Below are 18,918 nucleotides of genomic sequence, written 5' to 3' on the forward strand. Positions count from 1 at the left end.
CGCCGCCCCGGGTCGCCCGTCCGGCCCCGGGTCAGCCGGCGAGCAGCCCCTGGACGCGCGCAAGCATCTCCCGGACGTTCGGCTCGGTGGCCTCGTGTGCCTGCGCCACGGTGAGCCAGCGCAGCGGGGCGTTCGGCTTCTCCGGGCGAACCGCACCGGGTTCCGCGGTGGCCAGCACGAAGCGCAGGTCGGCATGCTCGTGCGCCGGTTCGTCGCCCTTGGCGTTGACCGGAACGATCGCCACCTGCACGAGGCTCGCGTCCGGCCACGGAACCAGGTCGTGGAGGCCCGTCTCCTCGCCGCCCTCGCGCAGAGCGACCTGCACCGGATCGATCTCCCCCGGATCCCCGTGGCCGCCGACCTGCAACCATGCGCGCTGCCGCTGGTGCCAGCGCAACAGGACCCGGCGGCTCTTCGGGTGCACGATCATGGCCGACGCGGTGACGTGCAGGGGGATCGACCGCAGCCAGGGATCCTCCGCCGTCTCCAGCAGCTCACGAGTCCTGGCCACGTCGGCGGCCTCAGCCGGATTCCGCGGCCGGAACCGCGCGAGGAGATCGAGACAGGCTTGTCGGGAGATGGACACGAACCCACCCTACGAGCGCGGTGAGGAGCGTCACGGCCGAATTCCCGGCGCCTACATATGCTCCGCGGATGCCCCAACCCACGATCGTCTTCGTCCACGGAGCCTTCCACGGGCCCTGGGCCTGGGACGCGGTGATCCGTGAGCTGCCCGATCTGACGACGAGGACGGTGGCACTTCCGTCGTCAGGCCACGACCCCGCCACGCTCGGCGACATGTACACCGACGCGGCGGCGATCCGGGAGGCGGTCACGGCGATCGAGGGTCCGGTCCTGGTCGTGGCGCACTCCTACGGCGGCGTCCCGACGACCGAGGGCCTCGCCGGTCTCTCGCAGGTCTCCCGCCTGGTCTACCTGGCCTCGTTCCAACTCGACGTCGGCGACTCGCTCCTCAGTGCCGCCGGCGGCAAGCACGTCGACTGGTGGGACGTGCACGAGGCCGAGGGCTACTTCGACGCGCTGCGTCCCGAGGAGGTGTTCTTCGGTGACGTCGACGAGGCAGCGACACAGGCGGCTGTTGCACGGCTGGGCCACCAGTCCTGGCCGGCGATCACCCAACCCCTCACGCGCGCGGCGTGGCAGACGATCCCGAGCACCTACGTGCTGTGCGAGAACGACGTCGCCATCCCGCTGCCCGCCCAGGAGGCGATGGCGCAGCGGTCCGGACGGGTGCTGCGGCTGCCGACCTCGCATTCACCGTTCCTGTCCCGACCCGCAGACGTGGCATCGATTCTGCGCGACGAGGTCGCCTCGGCCACGGCCTGACGCCACGTCTCACCGGCCGGTCGGTCGCGCCCGGATGTGAAGACGTTCCCCCTGCGGGCCGAAGAGGCTGAGCAGCTCCACCGGCTCCGGACCGGGGTTGCCGAACCAGTGCGGGATGTGGGTATCGAACTCGGCGACCTCGCCCGGCGTGAGGATCACGTCGTGCTCGCCGAGGATCAGGCGTAACCGCCCGGACAGGACGTAGAGCCACTCGTAGCCCTCGTGGACCCGCGGGTCGGGCTCGCAGTCGGGCCAGCTCGGCGGCATGACCTGCTTGAACGCCTGCAGGCCGCCCGGGCGCCTGCTGAGCGGGATGAAGGTGGAGCCCCACCGCTGGAACGAGCGCAGCTGCACACGGGGGTCTCCGGTGGGCGGCGCGTCCACGAGCTCGTCCAGCGACACCTGATGGGCCCTGGCCAGGGGCAGCAACAACTCCAGTGTCGGACGGCGCTGCCCGGACTCCAGCCGTGACAGCGTGCTGATCGAGATGCCGGTGGACTCCGACAGCTCGGTCAGCGTGGCCCCGCGCTGCTGACGCAAGGTCCGCAGCCGCGGTCCGACGGCGTGCAGGACGTGGTCCAACCCAGCGGTGTCCTCGCTCACCCGGCCAGTTTGCCATGACCGCAAAGGAACTTGTCGAAACCGCATCCCCGCCACAGAGTTCCGGCGAGGTGGTCACTGTCGGCCGCCCGGACGTAGGAAAGGGATCGCAGGTGGACACGAACTATGACGTCGTGGTGGTCGGGGGCGGCGCCGCGGGACTCAACGGCGCGCTGACCCTGGCACGGGCCCGGCGCTCGGTACTGGTGGTCGACGAGGGCACGCCACGCAACGCCCCGGCCGAGGGCGTGCACAACTATCTCGGCCGCGAGGGCACACCGCCCGCCGACCTGACCGCCGCCGGGCGGGCGGAGGTGGCCGGGTACGGCGGGACGGTCCTCCAGGGTCGCGTGATCGCCGCCCACCGGCCGTCCGATGGCGCGGGCTTCGAGCTCACTCTCGACAACGGCACGCAGGTGACATCACGACGGCTGCTGGTGACCACCGGCCTCGTCGACGAACTGCCCGACGTTCCGGGGCTCGCGCAGCGCTGGGGGCGCGACGTACTGCACTGCCCCTACTGCCACGGCTGGGAGGTTCGCGACCAGGCGATCGGCGTGCTGGCGACAGGTCTGGCAGGGCCACACCAGGCTGAGCTGCTCCGGCAGTGGAGCCCGGACGTGACGCTATTCCTGCACACCGCGCCCGATCTCGACAGCGAGCAGTGGACCAGGCTCGCCGCCCGCGGCATAGGCGTGGTGGACGGCGAGGTCACCGCGGTGGAGGTCGCCGACGACCGGATCACTGGCCTGCGCCTGCACACCGGCCGGGTCGTTCCCTGTCAGGCCGTCGTCGTCGCCCCACGCTTCGTCGCCCGCGCCGAACTGCTCACCGCCCTCGGTCTGCAGACCGTGGAGCAGAAGCTGGGCGACCACGTCCTGGGCACCGTGGTGCCGGCCGACCGCACCGGTGCCACGACAAAGGACGGGGTGTGGGTGGCCGGCAACGTCACCGACCTGCAGGCGGGAGTGATCAACGCCGCCGCGGCCGGCTACATCGCAGCCGTTGCGATCAACGCCGACCTCGTCGCCGACGACGTCCGCCTCGCCATGTCGGGCCACGCTCACGAGGGGGTCGACGACCGCGGTGTGCGAGCAACGACGGCGGCGCCGTTCTCCGCGCTCATGGAGGCCGCGGTGAGTGAACGCGTTCTCGGGGCTCGCCGCCACGGACTCTGATGGCGAGGACCCCGAGGGATGTTCAGCGCGCGGCGCCGGCGGTCTGGTCCGGCTGTACGGCTCGGGCCGCCGGCGCTCCGTAGCGCAAACCGTCCATGAGCAGGTCGAGCAGACGCCCGGCCTGCTCACGCCGAGCGGGATCACCGGCGGCGAGGGCAACGCCCCCGACGCTGATCAGCACGTCGTCCGGCTTCACGTAGGATCGGATCTCACCGGTGGCGGCTGCGGCGGACAGCAACTGCTCGATCACCGCGTTCAGACGCTCGCGGCTATGGGCATAGGGGTTGGCGCCCGAGGCGATCACCGCGCGGAGCGCATCGGCCATGCCGATCTTCGCCGTCATGTAGTCGATGAAGCGGTCCATCCAGGCGCGAGTGGCCTCCACCGGCGGGAGCGATTCCAGCAGGTCGGACGCCGCGTCGCAGACGGCAGCCAGCTCGTTGCGGTAGGCGGCTTCGATGAGCGCTTCCCGCGTGGGGAAATGGCGGTAGAGCGTGCCGATCCCCACTCCGGCGTCCTTGGCGATCGCGTCCAGCGACGCGTCGAGGCCCTTCTCGGAGAACGCGCGCACCGCGGACGCGAGCAGCAGGTCGCGATTGCGTCGGGCGTCCGCGCGAAGGGGCCGTCCGGCGGTGTCGTCCACGTGCTCCTCCTCCTGCAGCCTGCCGGGGTGAGGCCGCACACACTCGTTGCCAATCGGAGGATGATCCGGTTAAGTCGAAGACCGGAGCGTCCTCCACTTTCAGGTTAGCGCGCCGGCCGTCGCCGCGCTTCAGAACAGGACAATCATGACTGTTACGACCCGGATCACCACCCCGTTCGGCCGCGAAACCACCGCACAGGACGTCCTCCGCGGGGTCGACCTCACCGGCAAGCGGGCCGTGGTCACGGGCGGCGCGTCCGGGGTCGGCAGAGAGACCGCCCGTGTGCTGGCCGCGGCCGGGGCCGAGGTGACTCTCGCCGTACGCAACATCGAAGCAGGCGAAAGCGTAGCCGCCGAGATCGTCGCCGGTACCGGCAACGCCGGCGTCGCAGTGGCCCCTCTCGACCTCGCCCGCCCCTCCTCGGTGGCCGCGTTCGCAGCTGAATGGCAGGGCCCGCTGCACATCCTGGTGAACAACGCCGGACTGATGGCCGTGCCGGAGCTGCGGCGGACGCCCGAGGGATGGGAGTACCAGTTCGCCACGAACTACCTCGGGCACTTCGGCCTGACCCTCGGGCTGCACTTCGCTCTTGCCGCCGCGGGTGCGGCCCGCGTCGTCTCGGTCAGCTCGAACGGGCACGTCCACGGCTCGATCGACTTCGACGACATCAACTTCGAACGCCGCGCCTACGACCCCTGGGGGGCGTACAGCCAGTCGAAGGTCGCCGACGTGCTCTTCGCCGTCGAGGCGACGATGCGATGGGCAGGCGACGGGATCACCGCGAACGCGCTGCACCCCGGAGGCATCCACACCAACCTCCAGCGCCACGTGGACGGCCCCGACGTAACCCCCGAGGTCCGGGAGACCCTCGACACCTACCCGTGGCGGACGGTCGAACAGGGCGCGGCCACCTCCGTGCTCCTGGCCGCCTCCCCTCTCGTGGAGGGCGTCGGGGGACGGTACTTCGAGGACTGCAACGAGGCCCTTCCCTACGACCCGTCGCGAGCCGCCGAGAACCCTGACACCGTCGGTGTCTCGTCCTACGCACTCGACCTCGACGTCGCCGGCCGCCTCTGGGACGTCTCGCGGGAGATGCTTGCCGGCTGAACGGCGAACGCATTCCGGACAGGGACGGACGGCCCGCTCCTCGCCGCTCTCTACGCGCTGTCGAGCCAACGGGTAGTCTGGGATCGCACACAGGTGATGGGGCTCGCCTACAACCGCCCGGCTGGGCTGATGGCTCCTACCGACAGGGCTGTTCTGTGGGTAGGAGGTGGTGATGTCAGCCCTATCCGTTTCTACTGCCGCTATGAGTTGCGGCTGTCGTCAACTCCATCCGCGCGGGTGGAGTCCTCATGATCGGCGACGTCGATGAACCGGCGGGAACGGCGCGCGCTGCGCGCGATCGCGCGGAAACTCGCCCAGGAGGACCCATCGCTGGCCCGGCGACTGCACCGCGGGGCACCTGCTGCGCCCGCCACGGTGCTCGACCGGATCGCCTGGACCTACTTCGCGGTGTCGATCACAATCATGGCCTCCGGCCTCGCGCTCGACGACACCAGCCTGCTGAGGGGTGCGACGTTGCTGCTCGCCGTGTTCCCGCCGCTGATCCTCGTTCTGGCGGCGGCGTTCCGGGTCACCTCCCACGACCAGTACATGGCTCGCCGGCTACGGGATTGAGGTGCGATGAGCGCCGACGTTCCCCACGACCCTGAGCCTGCGAGCGGCATCGACCCGGACGTCGATATGGGCGTCCCGGCGCAGCGACGCGAGCTGGCCGGGCATCCGCTGGACGTGTTGGGTGCGATCGCCGTCGGCGGGGTGATCGGTGCCGAGGCGCGCTACGGAATCGGGCTGGCGTGGCCGCACGCACCCAGCGGATGGCCGTGGGCGACCCTGCTGATCAACCTCTCCGGCTGCCTGCTGATCGGCGTGCTCATGGTCGTCATCACCGAGTTCGTCGAGCCGCATCGCCTCGCTCGCCCGTTCCTCGGCGTCGGGATCCTGGGCGGCTACACCACCTTCTCCACCTACACCGTCGACGCCATCTCACTGGCCGACGGCGCCCGACCCGGCCTGGCCGCGGCCTACCTCGTCCTCACCCCGATCCTCGCCGTGCTCGCCTGCGCACTCGGCGCAGGCACCACCCGCCTGGCCGCCCGCCTCACCGGCGTTCGACGCCCCACAAGCGGGAGGTGACAGCGATGGAGGTGCTGTGGGTGGCACTCGGCGCGGCGGTCGGCGCGCCCATGCGCTACATCATCGACCGCACGGTGCAGGCCCGGCACCGGACACGGTTCCCATGGGGCACCTTCGCCGTCAACATGATCGGCTCATTCGTACTGGGCGGACTGGTCGGAGCCAGCAGCGCGCTCCCACCAGCGGTCGAGACAGCAGCCGCGGTCGGCTTCTGCGGTGCGCTGACCACCTACAGCACCTTCAGCTACGAAGCGTTCGCCCTGCTGGAGAGCCGCGCCCGGGCGGTCGCCGTCGCCTACGTGGCAGGCAGCGTCGTCGCCGGGCTGGGCATGGCGACGCTGGCCTGGTGGGCCGCGCGCGCACTGGTGTCGTGAGGGAGATCGGCGTTCGCAATCTCCGTTGACGGGGATTCCCCTTCCGGGTCTTCTGATCGGCGATGCGCCGTCAATTCAGGAACCGCCCGATACGATGCTGGTCCGCTTGGACTCCCGGGAGTCCTCCCATGCTCGATACGTCGTCACGCGATCAGATCCTGAGCTGGCGAGAGCACGGCACGAATGTGCGTGCCCGCTGGCTCACTGCCGACGGCCATCGGCCGCCACGCCGCGTGATCGTCGTCGGCGACGATCTCAGCGCCGACAAGGCCTGTCGGATGGCGGCGGACGGAATTGGCCTTCTGTGGCGAGGCGATTACCACAACGCCCGTCAGTTGCTCGCCGCGATGCGACGCCGTATCGATCGCTTCCCGCAAAGACGCGAGCTGGCCCCGGCCGAAGAGTTCCACCGTCAACGCCAGGACCGGGCGAAGCGGTCCCGGCTGCTGGGAGCGGTGCTCGTTCAGCTGAACCCCGGCTTTGTGCTCGATCTGCGGCGGGCCCCGTCGATCGACCGGGCATGTCAGCAGGTCTACGGCGACCTGGCGTCGGAGGCGGTGGTGTCGCTGCAGGGACTGGCAGGCGTCCTCGGGGCGCACGAATGGCGCCGCACAGGCATCGTGATCCCTGCTCTCGACGCCCGCATTCATCCGCATTACGGGGTCTTCGCTCCGACGCGCACGGACTATCTGGATCTTGTCGCTCGCATCCCACTCCCACCAGCGCGGACGGCGTTCGACGTCGGAACCGGCACCGGCGTGCTCGCCGCGATTCTGCTGAGTCGGGGAATCCCCCGGGTGGTCGCGACGGATATCGAGGACCGCGCGGTGACGTGCGCCCGTGACAATCTCGATCGGCTGGGATACGCCGAGCGGGCAACGGTCATCCGCCACGACCTGTTTCCGGCCGGTCGCGCTGACCTGGTCGTGTGCAACCCACCCTGGATGCCGGGCACTGCGACCTCGGCCCTCGATGCCGGGGTGTTCGACCGGGGAAATGCGATGCTGACCGGGTTCCTTCGGCAGTTGCCTGACCACCTCACGCCGCACGGAGAAGGCTGGCTCCTGCTTTCCGACCTTCCGGAGCTGCTCGGGCTGCGAGATCCGGACCTGCTCCGCAGCACCGCCACCGCGGCCGGGTTGGTCATCCGCGGCCGGTGTGCCGCGGCGAGCGCCACTCGGAGCACCATTCGCCGACGTGATCCGCTCGCGGCGATCAGGTCTCGCGAGACGATCAGCCTGTGGACGTTCGGCTGTCCCGCGGGAGGCCGGACGTAGTTGGATCGGCCGTGACCGAGCCCGCGGTGAACCCGGGCCTCACGATCTAAGCCGTTGCCGTGCCGGCGGTGAGGGTGCTCTGATGTGCGGGTGATGTCGTCCGTGCAGCTCTGGTGGTGGTCGCCTTCCTGGCGACCGTGAGCCTGCACCGTTCTCGGCCGCCCGCACGAGCGGCCGAGCAGAACGACATCCCGCCTTCCTGATCGCGGGTCCCGGCGCTCCACGCGAGGCGGCCGGTATCCAGAAGATCCGGAAGGACCACCCCGATGTCCCGCACCGCACCGCCCGCACCGCAGATTCCTCGTCCCGCCCGGGTCACGGGCTTGTGGCCGACGGTGCTCGCTGCCCTGCTCCGCGGCGAGGATCTACCGGCGCCGCTCACGGAACAGGTGATGGACGAGATCGTCTCCGACACGGCTACACCGGCCCAGATCGCCGCCTTCGCGGTGCTGCTGCGGGCCAAGGGAGAGACGGCCGACGAGATCGCCGGGCTGGTGGCCTCGCTGATGCGCAACGCTTCCCCGGTACCGCTTCCGGGAGCGGCGGTGGACATCGTGGGCACCGGTGGCGACGGAGCCGACACCGTGAACATCTCGACGATGGCGGCGCTGGTGGTCGCCGGCACCGGACGACGCGTGATCAAGCACGGGGCACGCGGTTCCTCGTCCGCATGCGGTGCCGCCGACGTCCTCGACGAGCTGGGGGTTCGGATCGATCTGCGGGCGGACGGAGTGGCCAGGACGGTCGCGGCCTGCGGGATCGGCTTCTGCTTCGCCCCGGTCTTTCAGCCCGGGCTTCGCCACACGGCCGTGCCGCGCCGTCAGATCGGTGTCCCCACGGTGTTCAACCTCCTCGGGCCGTTGATCAACCCAGCTCGCCCACCCGCGTCTCTGGTCGGCTGCGCCGATCTCGCGAAAGCCCCGCTGCTGGCGCAGGTGTTCGCCGACCGCGGCGTCACCGCGCTGGTCGTGCGTGGCGACGACGGCCTCGACGAGCTCACGACGACAACCACGTCGACGATGTGGATCGCCGGCGGCTCGCGAGTGGAGCAGCTACACATCGACCCGAGAGCGCTGGGCATTCCCCCCGCTCCCGTCGGCGCGCTTCGTGGAGGCGACCGGGTCCACAACGCCTCGGTCGTCCGCGACGTCCTCAACGGGAAGCGCGGACCGGTCCGGAATGCGGTGCTGATCAACGCCGCCGCCGCGATCGTCGCCCACGACGTGGCGAACCGTCCTCTGTCGCCCGCCGCGATCCTTGACGCCCTCCCGGAAGCTCTCGGCCTCGCAGCTCGATCAATCGACTCCGGCGCTGCGACCCGCACCCTCCAGAACTGGGTCCAGGCCGGCACCGTCGATGAGAGCCCGAGCACCTGACGCGGGGCCGCGTCACTCTCTGCGAGCGATCAGCAGCTGGTGGCCGCCGCTCCCTTCGGGAACGAACTCGTCACGCTCGATGATCAGTCCCGCCGAGGTCAGCCAGTGGTGGTAGGTCTCCACCCCTGGATGGCTCCACCACATGCGCTCGCCTCCCCCGAGCCAGTCCTCCTCCTCGCCGGTCCAGGCTGTGGCGCCGACGGTCGCGAGAAGGACACCGCCGGGCCTCAGCCATGAGCCGAGATTCCTGATCAGCGCTTCCTGCTCACCGTGTGGCAGGTGGATCAGCATGTACAGACAGACGATCGCCTCGAAGGAGCCCGGGATGAAGGAGAGGCTCGCTGCATCGGCCCGGATGAACCGTGCGGCGGGGACGAGCCGTCGGGCGCGTCCGACCTGGACCGCGCTGATGTCGACCCCGACGACGTCGTGCCCGAGTTCGGCGAGCGTCCGCGAGATGGGCACGCCGCAGCCGCACCCGAGATCGAGGACGGACGCGACGGGCGGCAACCAGGCACGGAGGTCGGCGAGCCAGGCCGTGTACGCGGCCGGCTCGTCGTCATCCGCCCGGTAGCGCTCGGAGACGGCGTCGTATCCCCGACGGACGATCTCCTTCGGTTCGCTCGACACGTCAGCGGCTCCAGCCGGCGGCTTCGACTCCTGGCTGTCCGTCATGTCGTGGCAGCGAACTCGAGCAGGGTGCGTCCGTCTGCGACCGGCGACGTCGACACGAGCCCCAGGTCATGACCGGCGGCCAGCTCGCAGAGTTCGTCGATGCTCCGTTCACGGCCGCCGAAGAAGACGAGCATCGACAGATCGATGGCTGTATCAGCGCCGTGCCCGCGGACGGGCTCGATGACCAGGATGACCCCGTCGGATCCTGCGGCGTGGGTGCAACGAGCCAAGATCTGGTGAGCGTGCTCGTCGTCCCAGTCGTGGAGGATGTCCGAGAGAATGTAGGCGTCGGCGCCCTCGGGAAGGGGCTCGAAGAAGTTGCCGGCGATCGCCTGAGCACGACCATCGAGCCCAGCGGCGCTGAACTCCCGCGTGGCCTGCGCTGCGGTGGGAGCGAGGTCGACCAGCCGGCCGTGAACGGCCGGGTGTGCACGGAGGATGGCGCTGAGCACGGTGCCCTGTCCGCCGCCGACGTCGACGATGGTGCCGAAGCGGCTCCAGTCGAATCGGCGGGCGATCGCCGGGGCATGCTCCCGGAATCGGCGGGTCATCTTGGCGTCGAAGGACCGCTGCAGGGCGGGGGTCGTCGCGGCGTCGGCCCAGAAGTCCTTGCCGTAGCGCTGCGGGTAGCCGGCCCGCCCGGTCTCGACGGTGTGCCGGAGTTCAACGAACGCCAGTTCTGCGCGTCCGATGGCGGAGGTGATGTCGAGTTCGTCGAGCAGCCCGTTGTCGGCGTCTTCCCGCAGTTCGTCGCCGAGTGCCGTGGTCCGGTAGCGATCGTCCGTGAGATCGAGGACGCCCACCGTCACGAGGTGGTCCAGCAGCCGGGCCATGGCTGTCCGGTTGGTCCCGGTCTGCGCAGCGAGGTCCGCGGCGGTGGCACCGTCGCTGCTCAGGCGGTCAGCCAGGCGCAATGTGACGGCGACCCGCAACGCCATCGGCGTCGCCAACCCCGCCATCCCGCGCAACTTCCGGATCTTCACGTCGTCCATGAGGTTGGACGCTCCCCGAGATCGAGCCGCGCCGTCCACTCAGTTGGACGACCTGCCCTCGTGAGGCGGATCGCTGCTCAGGCGGGCGTGCAGGTGCATGTCGTGCCATCCGTCGGGGTGCAGTGCCTCACCTCGTTTCGTTCCCTCCATCGCGTAGCCGGCGCTTTCTGCCACGCGGCACGAGGCCGAATTCATCGTGGAGTGATTGACTTCCAACCGATGTAGACCGAGGCGGTGAAAAGCCCAGGAAGTGAGCGCCGACAAGGCTCTCGTGGCGACTCGGCGGCCACGCGCTGCTGGCACCACCCAATAAGAAACTTCCGCAATTCCGTCCGACAGATACAACCTCCGCAGGCTGATTTGACCGAGCAACCCTGCCTCGTCGGCAATCGCCCACCCCGCCCCACTCTCCTGCGCCCAGCGGACAGGCCACGAGTCGATCCATACTCGAGCCTCGGCCTCCGTCATCGACCGGGCGTGCCAGTACCGGATGTCAGGGTCCGAGTAGGCAGCCGCCACAGCAGACACGTCTGACGATTGCCAGGGCCGCAAGGCCATGTCCGTGAGGTCGAGAACCGGTTGAGCCAGTCGCGCGAGGCGACCGGGTGGGATGGCGGGACCGACGAGACGCGGCATGACGGTCATCATCGAGCAACGCGAACCCCGTCGACAGCCGCTGCGAGCCGGCCAACGGCGATACGACCCCTGTCCTGCGTTTCCACAGTTCAGGGGCCGTATCTGGGATGGCGGCTAGAGGTACGGCCGGGTGATCAGCTCGATGGCGTGACCAGCGGGATCCTTGAAATACACGCCCCTGCCGCCGTGCTCCGTGTTGGTCTCGCCAGGGCGGGTCATCTGCGGATCGGCCCAATGCTCGACTCCGCCCTCATGCAGCCGCCGGTACGCCCGGTCGAAGAGGTCGTCGTCGAGCAGGAACGCGTAATGCTGCATCTGAATCTCGACGGGCGGCTCCGCGAACTGCAGCAGCACCCCGCCGTCGAGCTGGACGTTGGTGAACGGCCCCCAGGACGGGGCTTCCGAGAGTTCCAACAGCTCGCGGAAGAACCGAGCGGACTCGTTCCGGTCCTTGGCGGCAATGATGGTGTGGTTGAAGGTGACGCTCATTCGGCTGTCCTCGCGTTCGTACGTGGGGGTGGGTGTGCGGTGTTCGCGCACGCCCGGGGGTCCCCGCGTCGAACCTGACGGGCGCCCTGTCGGCACCCGCGGTGCGATCAGCCCTCCACCGGGTCGCCGATCCGTGCGTGGCTCGAGGCCGTCCCGGTGATCACCTCGCGCAAGCTACTCGGTCTCGTGGACCTTGTCGAAGCGCTTACGCTGCCCGTCCGGCCTCAGTGGACGGCCGTGAACACCATTTCCTCGCTGTAGCGCAGGCCCGTCTCGTCCTCGCCCAGGAAGAAGTGCGTGGACATCGAGCGTTCCTGCAGATCGAACACGGTGCGCCAGAGCGTGCGCACCGGGTACGACTCGGCGGTGGCCGCGTCGAAGCGGATCTCGTCGAGCGACTCCCGCAGCCGCGCGGCCGACATCGCGCCGCCGGTGCTCCCGTGCAGGGCGCGGTAGCGCTGGTAGGAGAGCATCGACTCCGCGTTGTCCTCCGGCAGCGCGGCCACGTCCGGGTTGCGGTGCAGCAGATGGTTCGTCACGCAGAGCGCCCCGTCCGACTCGGTGATGTGCTCGTCGCCGCCCGGTCCGCGCTCCCAGACGAACGCCGCGCCGCTCGCGTCACCGACCAGGTAGTGCAGCGGGGTGCCGAGGTCGTACTGCTTGGCGTCGAGCAGCGCGGCCTTGGCGTCCTCGACGGAGGCACACGTGTCGAGCAGGAACCGCGGTAGCTGAGCGCTGGCCAAACCGACCTGCGGCCAGGCGTCGATCGGCGCGCTCACGTTCTCGCTGTCGGCGATGAGCAGGGCGACGGCCAGGCCGTGCTCGTTGACGCCCTCCATGCACCCGTCCAGCTCGTTCATCGTGATCAGGGTGGTGGCCGGACCGTCGTCCGGCACACTCGCGAGCACGTACGGCCGGGCGGCCATCGGCGGCCCCGAGTCCTCCACCTGCCGGCCGGCAAGCATCGCGAAGAGCGCAGCCTGGCTGGTGGTGAAGAAGTCGTAGTTGCGCCCGAGCAGCGCGTGGCCCTCGGCGGTGGAGCCGGGCGGACAGTAGGCCGCCGAGCAGGCCGAGCCGTCCGGCACGCCGGTGAGCCCGTCGAGGTGGAACGCGTCGGCCTCGTAGTCGACACCCACCGCCTCCGCCACGCCCTGCAGCCGTGCGTGTTGCTGCGGCCAGTTCCGCTCGAACCACCGCCTGCGCGCCCTGGCCAGCACCCGGTCGCTTGTGGGCACAGGCGTCCAGCCGTAGGTCGAGCGGGCTTCCTCGGCCAGCACCCGCCCGATCTCGGCCTGCGAACCACTGGCGATGACGTGGCGCACGAGCATGAAGTCGGCGGTGCTCCCGGCCACGATCTCGCTGCGGACGGAACCGGTGGTTGTCGTCATCGGAGTTCTCCTCGTGAGGGGTTGGGTTCACGCCACATCGGCAGGACCGATGGGCCGTCGGGGAGGTGGATCGGGTCGCCGGTGGGGCGGAACCCGTGACGTTCGTAGAGCGGCGCGTTGCGCGGCGAGCTGGCCTCCAGGTACGCGGGCAGGCCGTCGGCGTCGGCACGGGCAAGCCGGTCGGCCAGCAGCCGCCCGCCGAGGCCGCGGCCTTGCCGCTCTGGACGCACGCCGAGGAACGGCAGGTAGAGGTGCGCCCGGTCGGACGGATGGCGGGCCGCGATCAGCTCGACGAAGATCCGCACCCTTTCCGGGACGGCCTCGGGCTGGTCGAACTCCTCGACCACGTGCTCTTCGGCCGATACCGGGAGCCAGACCGCCACGGCGTCGTTCCCGGCGAACGCCAGCTCACCCGCGGCCGCCGACTCCGCTGCCAGCGGATAGAAGATCCCTGCTCCGTCACCAGGCACGAGCCAGCGCCCCACCGGGTCGTCCGCGAAGGCCTCCGTGAGGATCTCGACCGCCCGATCAGTTTCGGAACGATGTACGACTGTCATGCCCCCAAGCTAGGGATCATGAGCCGAGCAGGCAAGAAAATTCGTGCGTTACGGGGGAATTCCCCACCTTCGCCCATCGGGCACATCGGTCCTACCGCCGGATGCGTACTAGTACGCTGAGGTCGTGCCTCCCGCTGCCGAACCGCCCTACCAGCGCATCGCCACCGCGATCCGGGAGCGCATCCGCGCCGGGGAGCTGCGGCCGGGCGATCGGGTGCCCTCCACACGGGCGATCGTGCAGGAGTGGGGTGTGGCGATGGTGACCGCCGCCAAGGCGCTCGGCGTGCTGCAGCAAGAGGGGCTCGTGGAGGCCCGGCCGGGCATGGGCACGGTGGTGCGGGCAAGCGAGCAGACCCGGACACCGCACCGCCCCGGCGGACGCCCGCCGGCCCTCACCCGGAACCGGATCGTCGCCGCGGCGATCGCGATAGCCGACGCCGAGGGCATCGAGGCGCTGTCCATGCGCCACCTCTCCGCGGAGCTGGGAGTCGGGCCGATGACGCTCTACCGGTATTTCGCGAGCAAGGACGAACTGGTGCACGGGATGGTGCGGGAGCTGATGGCCGCCCGCCCGCTGCCCGCGTCCGGGCCGGGGCACTGGCGAGCCGCGCTCGAGTTGGTGTGCCGGCTGCAATGGGATCTCTACCGGACCCACCACTGGCTGGCCGGTGTGATGTCGATGACCCGCCCGCTGCTCCTCCCGGAGGCGATGGCGCACTCGGAGTGGGTCCTGGGTGCCCTCGACGGGCTCGGGCTCTCACCCGAGGAAATGGCCCGGGAGGCCATCACGCTGCCCGCGTTCGTTCGGGGCACCGCGCTCACGATGAGCGCCGAGGCGGAGGCCGAACGCGAGAGCGGGATGACCAACCTGCAATGGTGGCTCGCCATCGACCACGAGGTGCAGGAGCAACTCGGCTCCGGGCGGTTCCCGCACCTCGCCACCATGGCTCCCGGGGTCGTCGACGACCTCGACGGGCTGTTCGAGCACGGTCTCGCCCGGCATCTTGACGGGCTGGCGGCGCGGCTCGCCGCGGTGCCGTAGGCGAACCCGATCGAGCGCGAGAGACGTCCACCCTCCGGAGGCGCTGACGCAGGCTCGTTCGTGGGTGGGGCGCGCCCCACTCCATGATCGGGGGTCCGCTCCAGCGCCCGCGCCCACCGCCGTCCCTAGCGTCGCGGTCCGTGAGAAACCGCCGATCAGATCTGCTGCTGTTCTTCGGGGGCACCTTCGCCGTCTCCTGGATCCCATGGGCCGTCGCGCTGCTGCTCGGGGGTGACACGACGCAGGGTTCGACCCGCGTGCTTTTCGTCGTCGGGACGTTCGGCCCGTCGCTCGTGGCAGGCATCCTGTGGGCGCTCCGGCGCCGCGGCGCACCCCGCACCAACCCGTTGCGGACGGTGCACCGGTGGCTGCTGCCGGCGCTGGTGCTCGGCGCCGCGCCGTTCGTCGTCGCGGCGCTCATCGAGGGCTCCCACGATCCCGCCGCGGCCCAGCGGCTCGTGGAGTCGATGGGCGGACCACTCGGTTTCGTGGCGTTGTTCCTGGTCGCCGGGCCGCTGGCGGAGGAGTTCGGTTGGCGCGGCTACGCCCAGCCGCGCCTGCGCCGGACGCTCTCTCCGATCGCCACCGCGGGGTTGCTGGGTAGCGCGTGGGCGCTGTGGCACGTCCCGCTGTTTCTGCTGGGTGGCACCTCGCAGGCCCGGCTCGGGCTGTTCAGTTGGCAGGCGCTGTTGTTCTTCCTCACGCTCGTGCCGCTGAGCTACACGGCGTGGTTCGTCTCCGAGCGGCTGGCTGGTGGTGTCGCCGCCGCGGTGGCACTGCATTTCGCCGGCAATGCCGCCGTATCGCTGCTGCCCAGCCTTTCCGTGCAGGCCACGCTGATCGCGTTCTGCGTGACGTCGACGATCGCGATCGTCCTCTCGGGCATGACGCGAAGCCAGAGCCGAACCCGGTTGCCCGCGGATGTCGAGGTCGAGCGTGCTGCCTAGTGCGGCAGCTGACGGACTGTGCCCACAAAACGGATCTTCCTTTGCAACGAGGAATGCGGGCTCGGTCTTTCGGATCGAGCTACAACACGCGACCACCGTCACCTCACTCAGCCGTAAGCCGAGTGTCACCAACCCGAATAGCCGAGCACATCTCAGCAGTTTGTCCTGGTGACCTTACGCTTGGGTAGCTACGGTCAATTGGCGCTCAGACGCCGATGATGGGCGCCCCTCGACCTAAGGAGGAATCATGACCGAAGGACTGAGTGGCATGCTGAGCGGCTTGCTCGGCGGCAAGGGCGGCGCCCTCATCAAGTCTGCGCTGCAGATGTTCCAGGAAGGTGCCGCGAAACAGGGCGGCCTCGCGGGCCTGCTCGATCAATTCATGAACGCAGGCCTCGGGGAAAAGGCCGACTCGTGGGTGGGCACCGGCAAGAACGAAGCGATCAGCGGCGACGAGGTGGAGCAGGCCCTCGGTAGCGACAAGGTCGACGAGCTGGCGCAGAAGGCCGGCGTATTCCACGACGAGGCCAAGGAGGGGATGGCCGAAGCCCTCCCGAAGGTCGTCGACAAGGTCACACCGCAGGGCGAGCTGCCGGACACGGGCAGCCTGCAAGAAATGCTCGCCAAGCTCCTGAGCGGCACGAAGTAGGTTCGCCTGAACGTCGGCTCGACTCCGACGGCGGAGGCCGCCGTTCGCCGGCCCGTCCCGGCTCAGCCGGTCGCCTCTGCTGTCGAGGGCGTCGCTTCCCTGGCGGTCGCCGATGGCGAAGCCCTCGGCATTTCGTCGAACACGACGAGACGTAGAAGCCAGCGTCTAGCGACCGGTAGTTCCGTCGATCTGCTCTCTGAGAATGTCTGCGTGCCCCGCATGGCGCGCCGTCTCTCCGGTCATGTGAGCGAGCACCCACCTCAGCGTGCGACTCTCGCCGTCGAAAGACCCGACAGCGAGCGCGCTCGGATCACCCACAGCCTCGATGGCCTTATCGCTCTCAGCGATTGCCGCGACATAGTCGTCCATGATCTGACTGGTGGTTCGTCCGGCCGGGATCGTCATGCCGAAGTCCCACTCCTCGTCGTTGAACGACCCGATGAGATAGTGGCCGAACCAATATCTTTCCGCGACCGTCAGATGGTGGACAAGTCCGAGGAGCGAGGTGCCTGAGGGCACCAGCACACGGCGAAGCTGCTCATCACTCAAATCATCGGTCTTCTTCATGACGCACTGGCGTACGAACGTCAGGAAGGCGACTGCCGTATCGAGCTCACCCGCGTCGTTACGCGGGACGGGTTGACGCTGCGTCTCTGCCACGGTCGCCACCGTAACGGGCCCTTCGGGCCCTGAAGAGCGGTGATCATCGTGCTCGGTCCCTGGGTCCGGCGGCCTGTCCATGATCGTTCCGAGAGCTGGGATTTCGCCCCCCAGAGGGCACGCGCCGAAGCTTCCCGAAGAGGTGGTCCGTCCACAGCGGACGGCACGAGAACAGAGCGCCTACTCCCCTCCCGTATTCAACCTATAGCGCACCGGGGGGCTTGTGGCAAGACCCGGGTCGTGCAGCAAGATCCTCCGCCGAAGCCAGGACCTGCGGAAATGGGAGTAGTGAAGTGCGAGTGTCGTTGTCGACGACCGGGTCGCGCGTGGACGCCGACGTGATCATCGTGGGCGCCGGCCCCACCGGCCTGATGCTGGCCGGTGAACTGCGCTTGGCCGGAGTGCGGCCACTGGTGCTGGAGCGGCGCCCGCAGCCCGGAGAAGCCTCGAAGGCCAACGGTCTCAGTGGGCAGATCCTGGAACTACTGCGCTGTCGAGGTCTCTTAGAACGATTCAGAGCTGCCAGCACCGATCCCGACCCGGCCCCCGGATTCCCTTTCGGCGGTGTGGATCTGGACTTGACACACCTGGCGGATCCTCCGCTTCACGCGCTGCAGATCCCACAACCGCGACTCGAGCGCGTGCTCGACGAACGCGCCCACGAACTCGGCGCCGACATACGCCGCGGACACGAGGTGGTCGGGCTGACCCAGGACGACGCCACGGTGACCGCGGACGTACACGGCCCGGACGGGTCGTACCAGGTGAGCGCTCGATACCTGGTGGGCTGCGACGGTGGGCGCAGCCGGATCCGCGACATGGTCGGCATCCCGTTCCCGGGCACCACATATCCAGAGGTCAACCGGCTCGCCCAGGTCACGATGCCCGATTCGGTGACCAGGCTCGACAACGGCGACCTCGACGTCCCCGGCATGGGCAGGATCCGTGCCGGTTTCACACGGACAGACCGCGGAGTGTTCGCGTTCGGGTCGCTCACTCCCGAGGTTCTGATGCTCTTCACCACCGAAGACGAGTCCATCGAGTACGACGACGACGAGCCGATGACCCTGACCGAGCTCCAGGGCAGCATTCGCCGCGTGCTCGGCGCGGATCTGCCGTTGGGAGAACCGCGTCGGCTCTCGCGCTTCACCTTCACGGCTCGCCACGCCGAGCGATACCGAGACGGGCGGATCCTGCTGGCCGGCGATGCGGCCCATCTGTTCCCCGCCACGGGCGTGGCGCTCAACGCCGGCATGCTCGACGCGGTCAACCTTGCCTGGAAGGTGGCCGCCGCCATCCACGGCTGGGCGCCGGCCGGCCTGCTGGACACGTATCACGACGAACGCCACCTCGCCGGCGCACGTACGCTGCTGCACACTCAAGCTCAGGTGGCGCTGAGGCGCGGGCAGGACCCAGCCGCCGAAGCACTCCGGGAGGTCTTCCGGGAACTGCTCGTCGACGAGCAGCCGTTGCGCCGCCTGGGATCCCTTGTCGCCGGCGCCGACATCCGCTACCCGATGCCCGGTGCCGACCGACACGCCTTGATCGGCACCTTCGCACCCGACTTCACCCTGCACACCGACCAGGGCACAACCAGCGCCGCCGCACTCCTGCACACCGCACGGCCCATCCTCCTCGACCTCGCCGACCGCCTGGACCTCCGCGAGACCGCCCGAGATTGGCAACATCGCATCGACATCCACACCGCCGAAACCGATCACCGCCCAGCCGACGCCCTACTGATCCGCCCCGACGGCCACATCGCCTGGGCCGCAACCGTCGACGAATCCGCCGACACCGCTGCGTCCGCGCTGCGAGAAGCACTCTCCAGCTGGTTCGGCGCACCCCTGAGAACGACGGTGCCGCTCATCGATCGGCCATCCTGATC

At 69.4% G+C, this 18,918-nt stretch carries 23 protein-coding genes and 1 riboswitch; of the genes, 12 read left to right on the top strand and 11 right to left on the bottom strand.

Annotated features, from left to right (window positions below; all coding sequences use genetic code 11):
* Nucleotides 1-31: 31 nt before the first annotated feature.
* Nucleotides 32-586: an NUDIX hydrolase gene (locus tag ABD743_RS17485; protein WP_344723130.1), complete on the bottom strand. Its 555-nt coding sequence runs from the start codon at nucleotides 584-586 to the stop codon at nucleotides 32-34.
* Nucleotides 587-654: 68 nt separating this feature from the next.
* On the opposite strand from ABD743_RS17485, the gene ABD743_RS17490 reads away from it, so the two are divergent.
* On the top strand, nucleotides 655-1,347 hold the full coding sequence (locus ABD743_RS17490; protein WP_344723131.1) for an alpha/beta hydrolase: 693 nt from the start codon (nucleotides 655-657) through the stop codon (nucleotides 1,345-1,347).
* Nucleotides 1,348-1,356: 9 nt separating this feature from the next.
* On the opposite strand, the gene ABD743_RS17495 is transcribed toward ABD743_RS17490, so the two are convergent.
* A complete protein-coding gene (locus tag ABD743_RS17495; protein ID WP_379658902.1) occupies nucleotides 1,357-1,929 on the bottom strand; it encodes a helix-turn-helix domain-containing protein in 573 nt (190 codons plus the stop codon).
* A 131-nt stretch (nucleotides 1,930-2,060) separates the two neighbouring features.
* Here ABD743_RS17495 and ABD743_RS17500 point away from each other — a divergent pair, with 131 nt between their 5' ends.
* Nucleotides 2,061-3,125 carry an NAD(P)/FAD-dependent oxidoreductase gene (locus tag ABD743_RS17500; RefSeq protein ID WP_344723133.1) on the top strand — a complete coding sequence of 355 codons (1,065 nt, stop codon included), beginning with the start codon at nucleotides 2,061-2,063 and terminating at the stop codon, nucleotides 3,123-3,125.
* Nucleotides 3,126-3,147: 22 nt separating this feature from the next.
* Here the strand turns inward: ABD743_RS17500 and ABD743_RS17505 are convergent, their stop codons facing one another.
* Nucleotides 3,148-3,768 carry a TetR/AcrR family transcriptional regulator gene (locus tag ABD743_RS17505; protein WP_344723134.1) on the bottom strand — a complete coding sequence of 207 codons (621 nt, stop codon included), beginning with the start codon at nucleotides 3,766-3,768 and terminating at the stop codon, nucleotides 3,148-3,150.
* Between the two features lie 145 nt (nucleotides 3,769-3,913).
* Between ABD743_RS17505 and ABD743_RS17510 the strand changes: the two genes are divergently transcribed.
* The 4 genes from ABD743_RS17510 to crcB all read left to right on the top strand — a co-directional run bounded on the left by ABD743_RS17510 (nucleotide 3,914) and on the right by crcB (nucleotide 6,342).
* On the top strand, nucleotides 3,914-4,876 hold the full coding sequence (locus ABD743_RS17510; RefSeq protein WP_344723135.1) for an SDR family NAD(P)-dependent oxidoreductase: 963 nt from the start codon (nucleotides 3,914-3,916) through the stop codon (nucleotides 4,874-4,876).
* Between the two features lie 83 nt (nucleotides 4,877-4,959).
* Nucleotides 4,960-5,022, top strand: a riboswitch (Fluoride riboswitch).
* A 118-nt stretch (nucleotides 5,023-5,140) separates the two neighbouring features.
* On the top strand, nucleotides 5,141-5,449 hold the full coding sequence (locus ABD743_RS17515; protein ID WP_344723136.1) for a DUF3040 domain-containing protein: 309 nt from the start codon (nucleotides 5,141-5,143) through the stop codon (nucleotides 5,447-5,449).
* 6 nt (nucleotides 5,450-5,455) lie between these two features.
* Nucleotides 5,456-5,968, top strand: coding sequence for a fluoride efflux transporter FluC (locus ABD743_RS17520; protein WP_344723137.1), 513 nt, complete (start codon nucleotides 5,456-5,458; stop codon nucleotides 5,966-5,968).
* Between the two features lie 5 nt (nucleotides 5,969-5,973).
* Nucleotides 5,974-6,342 carry a fluoride efflux transporter CrcB gene (gene crcB, locus ABD743_RS17525; protein ID WP_344723138.1) on the top strand — a complete coding sequence of 123 codons (369 nt, stop codon included), beginning with the start codon at nucleotides 5,974-5,976 and terminating at the stop codon, nucleotides 6,340-6,342.
* Between the two features lie 143 nt (nucleotides 6,343-6,485).
* Here the strand turns inward: crcB and ABD743_RS17530 are convergent, their stop codons facing one another.
* Nucleotides 6,486-6,758 carry a hypothetical protein gene (locus ABD743_RS17530; RefSeq protein ID WP_344723139.1) on the bottom strand — a complete coding sequence of 91 codons (273 nt, stop codon included), beginning with the start codon at nucleotides 6,756-6,758 and terminating at the stop codon, nucleotides 6,486-6,488.
* A 39-nt stretch (nucleotides 6,759-6,797) separates the two neighbouring features.
* Between ABD743_RS17530 and ABD743_RS17535 the strand changes: the two genes are divergently transcribed.
* Together ABD743_RS17535 and trpD are read left to right on the top strand one after the other, a co-directional pair.
* Entirely contained in the window at nucleotides 6,798-7,619 is an 822-nt protein-coding gene (locus tag ABD743_RS17535) for a methyltransferase (RefSeq protein ID WP_344723141.1), read from the top strand.
* Nucleotides 7,620-7,885: 266 nt separating this feature from the next.
* A complete protein-coding gene (trpD, locus tag ABD743_RS17540; RefSeq protein WP_344723142.1) occupies nucleotides 7,886-8,995 on the top strand; it encodes an anthranilate phosphoribosyltransferase in 1,110 nt (369 codons plus the stop codon).
* A 12-nt stretch (nucleotides 8,996-9,007) separates the two neighbouring features.
* On the opposite strand, the gene ABD743_RS17545 is transcribed toward trpD, so the two are convergent.
* The 6 genes from ABD743_RS17545 to ABD743_RS17570 form a co-directional block, all read right to left on the bottom strand.
* The gene (locus ABD743_RS17545) at nucleotides 9,008-9,625 is read right to left on the bottom strand and encodes a class I SAM-dependent methyltransferase (RefSeq protein ID WP_344723143.1); all 618 of its coding nucleotides are present in this window, start codon (nucleotides 9,623-9,625) and stop codon (nucleotides 9,008-9,010) included.
* Nucleotides 9,626-9,666: 41 nt separating this feature from the next.
* A complete protein-coding gene (locus tag ABD743_RS17550) occupies nucleotides 9,667-10,662 on the bottom strand; it encodes a methyltransferase (RefSeq protein WP_344723144.1) in 996 nt (331 codons plus the stop codon).
* Nucleotides 10,663-10,701: 39 nt separating this feature from the next.
* Nucleotides 10,702-11,310, bottom strand: a complete 609-nt coding sequence (locus ABD743_RS17555; RefSeq protein ID WP_344723145.1) for a GNAT family N-acetyltransferase — start codon at nucleotides 11,308-11,310, stop codon at nucleotides 10,702-10,704.
* Between the two features lie 102 nt (nucleotides 11,311-11,412).
* Entirely contained in the window at nucleotides 11,413-11,787 is a 375-nt protein-coding gene (locus tag ABD743_RS17560; protein ID WP_344723146.1) for a VOC family protein, read from the bottom strand.
* A gap of 224 nt (nucleotides 11,788-12,011) precedes the next feature.
* A complete protein-coding gene (locus tag ABD743_RS17565; RefSeq protein WP_344723147.1) occupies nucleotides 12,012-13,175 on the bottom strand; it encodes a C45 family autoproteolytic acyltransferase/hydrolase in 1,164 nt (387 codons plus the stop codon).
* The gene (locus tag ABD743_RS17570; RefSeq protein ID WP_344723148.1) at nucleotides 13,172-13,732 is read right to left on the bottom strand and encodes a GNAT family N-acetyltransferase; all 561 of its coding nucleotides are present in this window, start codon (nucleotides 13,730-13,732) and stop codon (nucleotides 13,172-13,174) included. Before ABD743_RS17570 ends, ABD743_RS17565 begins: the two co-directional genes overlap by 4 nt.
* Nucleotides 13,733-13,856: 124 nt before the next feature.
* Between ABD743_RS17570 and ABD743_RS17575 the strand changes: the two genes are divergently transcribed.
* The 3 genes from ABD743_RS17575 to ABD743_RS17585 all read left to right on the top strand — a co-directional run bounded on the left by ABD743_RS17575 (nucleotide 13,857) and on the right by ABD743_RS17585 (nucleotide 16,370).
* Entirely contained in the window at nucleotides 13,857-14,774 is a 918-nt protein-coding gene (locus ABD743_RS17575; protein ID WP_344723149.1) for a TetR/AcrR family transcriptional regulator C-terminal domain-containing protein, read from the top strand.
* 140 nt (nucleotides 14,775-14,914) lie between these two features.
* Nucleotides 14,915-15,721: a CPBP family intramembrane glutamic endopeptidase gene (locus tag ABD743_RS17580; protein ID WP_344723150.1), complete on the top strand. Its 807-nt coding sequence runs from the start codon at nucleotides 14,915-14,917 to the stop codon at nucleotides 15,719-15,721.
* A gap of 247 nt (nucleotides 15,722-15,968) precedes the next feature.
* Nucleotides 15,969-16,370 (top strand): YidB family protein, encoded by a 402-nt coding sequence (locus ABD743_RS17585; RefSeq protein WP_344723151.1) that lies wholly within the window; start codon nucleotides 15,969-15,971, stop codon nucleotides 16,368-16,370.
* Between the two features lie 165 nt (nucleotides 16,371-16,535).
* Here the strand turns inward: ABD743_RS17585 and ABD743_RS17590 are convergent, their stop codons facing one another.
* Nucleotides 16,536-17,030 (bottom strand): DinB family protein, encoded by a 495-nt coding sequence (locus ABD743_RS17590; RefSeq protein ID WP_344723152.1) that lies wholly within the window; start codon nucleotides 17,028-17,030, stop codon nucleotides 16,536-16,538.
* A 299-nt stretch (nucleotides 17,031-17,329) separates the two neighbouring features.
* On the opposite strand from ABD743_RS17590, the gene ABD743_RS17595 reads away from it, so the two are divergent.
* Nucleotides 17,330-18,916: an FAD-dependent oxidoreductase gene (locus ABD743_RS17595; RefSeq protein ID WP_344723153.1), complete on the top strand. Its 1,587-nt coding sequence runs from the start codon at nucleotides 17,330-17,332 to the stop codon at nucleotides 18,914-18,916.
* The last annotated feature ends 2 nt before the right edge of the window (nucleotides 18,917-18,918 follow it).

This window comes from Pseudonocardia yunnanensis, assembly GCF_039534065.1.
Taxonomy (GTDB): Bacteria; Actinomycetota; Actinomycetes; order Mycobacteriales; family Pseudonocardiaceae; genus Pseudonocardia; species Pseudonocardia yunnanensis.